Annotated in this window: 1 protein-coding gene; it reads left to right on the top strand. The window is 63.7% G+C overall.

The window, feature by feature from the left end:
• On the top strand, nt 1-3,475 hold a 3,475-nt coding region (locus tag M0L20_RS30035; protein WP_290428937.1), incomplete at both ends, for an SdrD B-like domain-containing protein.

The raw sequence follows: 3,475 nt of genomic DNA, 5'->3' as shown, positions 1-3,475 counted from the left end.
CGCCAGCGGGCTTTACAGCTTCACGGGTCTGACCCCGGGCAGCAGCCTGAGCTACGCCGTGGGCTTCACCGCCCCTTCGGGTTACACGGCCACCTTGGCCAACCAAGGGGGTGACGACACCAAAGACAGCGATGCGGATCCCATCACGGGCCGCACCCAGTCGGTGACGCTGGCCCCGGGCGAGAACAACCCAACGTTAGACGCAGGCTTCTACCTAAATGAGATTTGTGAGAAGCCGGTCTTGACGCTGGGTAACCCGGCCTGCACGGGTACCACCAGCTACAGCGTAGCGCTCTACAGCAGTACGAGTCTGGTAACGGCTAGTGCGGGCAGTGTGGATGTGGCTAACCGGCGCATCACAAACATCCCGCTGGGCGTGCCGGTGAGTGTGACGGCGCTGAGCAGCGGGGGTGCGGCCTGCATGAACATCTCGATGGTGGCTTCGCCGGTGTCGTGCAGCAGCACGGTGCCGGGGGTAGAGCCCTGCGTGCAGCCACGGCTGACGGTGGGTCAGCCCATCTGCCAGGGCAGCACCTACAGCGTGAGCTACACCCTGGAAGGGGTAGCCAGCCTGAGCGTGAGCGGGGGCAGCATCAACACGGCTAACCATAGCATCGAGAACATCCCCGTTGGGGTGAATGTAATTGTGAGTGCGGCCAACAGCGCCACCTGCATCAGCAGTGTGACGGTGGTGGCGCCGGCCAGCTGCACGAATGTGTGTGAGAACCCGGCCATCAGCTTGAGTGGCCCGGTGTGCTCGACCAGTGCGGTGGGTACTTACGTGGTTAACTACACCCTGACGGCGGGGGCTACGGTGCGCACCAGTGGGGGTGTGGCAGCCAACGGCGTCATCAGCGGGGTGCCTTCGGGTGTGCCGCTGAGTCTGACGGTAAGCAGCGCCAATGGCTGCGTGGATAAGGTGGTGACAGTGTCACCAGCGGTCTGCCAGGCCCCGGTGTGCGAGAAGCCGGTCTTGACGCTGGGTAACCCGGCCTGCACGGGTACCACCAGCTACAGCGTAGCCCTGTATAGTAGTACGAGTCTAATCATGGCTAGTGCGGGCAGTGTGGATGTGGCTAACCGGCGCATCACGGGCATCCCGCTGGGCGTGCCGGTGAGTGTGACGGCGCTGAGCAGCGGGGGTGCGGCCTGCATGAACATCTCGATGGTGGCTTCGCCGGTGTCGTGCAGCAGCACGGTGCCGGGGGTAGAGCCCTGCGTGCAGCCACGGCTGACGGTGGGTCAGCCCATCTGCCAGGGCAGCACCTACAGCGTGAGCTACACCCTGGAAGGGGTAGCCAGCCTGAGCGTGAGCGGGGGCAGCCTTAACGTAGTCAACCATAGCATCGAGAACATTCCGGTAGGCACCAACGTGGTGGTGAGTGCCTTGACCAGCAGCAGTTGCATCAGCAGTGTGACGGTAGTGGCACCAGCCAGCTGCACGAACGTGTGTGAGAACCCGGCCATCAGCTTGAGTGGTCCAGTGTGCTCGACCAGTGCGGTGGGCACCTACGTGGTCAACTACACCCTGACGGCGGGGGCTACGGTGCGTACCAGTGGGGGTGTGGCAGCCAACGGGGTGATCAGTGGGGTGCCTTCGGGTGTGCCGCTGAGTCTGACGGTGAGCACGGCTAACGGCTGCGTGGACAAGGTGGTTGTTGTGTCACCGGCCAGCTGCAGCGTGGTAGTCTGCGAGAAGCCGGTCTTGACGCTGGGCAACCCGGCCTGCACGGGTACCACCAGCTACAGCGTAGCGCTCTACAGCAGTACGAGTCTGGTAACGGCTAGTGCGGGCAGTGTGGATGTGGCTAACCGCCAGATCACGGGTATCCCGCTGGGCGTGCCGGTGAGTGTGACGGCGCTGAGCAGCGGGGGTGCGGCCTGCATGAACATCTCGATGGTAGCTTCGCCGGTGTCGTGCAGCAGCACGGTGCCGGGGGTAGAGCCCTGCGTGCAGCCGCGTTTGACGGTGGGTCAGCCCATCTGCCAGGGCAGCACCTACAGCGTGAGCTACACCCTGGAAGGGGTAGCCAGCCTGAGCGTGAGCGGGGGTAGCCTTAACGTAGTCAACCATAGCATCGAGAACATTCCGGTAGGCACCAACGTGGTGGTGAGTGCCTTGACCAGCAGCAGTTGCATCAGCAGTGTGACGGTGGTGGCACCAGCCAGCTGCACGAACGTGTGTGAGAACCCGGCCATCAGCTTGAGTGGTCCGGTGTGCTCGACCAGTGCGGTGGGTACTTACGTGGTTAACTACACCCTGACGGCGGGGGCCACAGTACGGGGCAGCGCGGGCGTGGCAGCCAACGGGGTGATCAGCGGGGTGCCTTCGGGTGTGCCGCTGAGCCTGACGGTGAGCAGCGCCAATGGCTGCGTGGATAAGGTGGTGACAGTGTCACCAGCTTCCTGTGTAACGCCGGTCTGTGAGAAGCCGGTCTTGACGCTGGGCAACCCCGCCTGCACGGGGGCTACCAGCTACAGCGTGGCGCTCTACAGCAGTACGAGTCTAATCACGGCCAGCGTGGGCAGTGTGGATGTGGCTAACCGGCGCATCACAAACATCCCGCTGGGCGTGCCGGTGAGTGTGACGGCGCTGAGCAGCGGGGGTGCGGCCTGCATGAACATCTCGATGGTGGCTTCGCCGGTGTCGTGCAGCAGCACGGTGCCGGGGGTAGAGCCCTGCGTGCAGCCGCGTTTGACGGTGGGTCAGCCCATCTGCCAGGGCAGCACCTACAGCGTGAGCTATACCCTGGAAGGGGTAGCCAGCCTGAGCGTGAGCGGGGGTAGCCTTAACGTAGTCAACCATAGCATCGAGAACATTCCGGTAGGCACCAACGTGGTGGTGAGTGCCTTGACCAGCAGCAGTTGCATCAGCAGTGTGACGGTAGTGGCACCAGCCAGCTGCACGAACGTGTGTGAGAACCCGGCCATCAGCTTGAGTGGTCCGGTGTGCTCGACCAGTGCGGTGGGTACTTACGTGGTTAACTACACCCTGACGGCAGGGGCCACAGTACGGGGCAGCGCGGGCGTGGCAGCCAACGGGGTGATCAGCGGGGTGCCTTCGGGTGTGCCGCTGAGCCTAACGGTAAGCAGTGCCAATGGCTGCGTGGATAAGGTGGTGACGGTGTCACCAGCCAACTGCGTAATGCCAGCCAGCTTAGGGGACTTTGTGTGGGTGGATACGGATAAGGACGGTGTGCAGGATGCGGGCGAGCCGGGCTTGCCCGGGGTAGTGGTGGTGCTGCTGGATGGCAACAACACACCGATTGCTTCGACGACCACCAGTGCCACGGGGGCGTACAGCTTCACGGGTCTGACCCCGGGTGTGCCTTACTCGGTGAGCTTTACGGCTCCTTCGGGTTACACGGCCACCTTGGCCAACCAAGGGGGTGACGACACCAAAGACAGCGATGCGGATCCCATCACGGGCCGCACCCAGTCGGTGACGCTGGCCCCGGGCGAGAACAACCCAACC

It is taken from the genome of Spirosoma liriopis (assembly GCF_023196085.1).
GTDB classification, from domain to species: domain Bacteria; phylum Bacteroidota; class Bacteroidia; order Cytophagales; family Spirosomataceae; genus Spirosoma; species Spirosoma oryzicola.
This window is presented reverse-complemented; position numbering and strand designations above follow the sequence as displayed.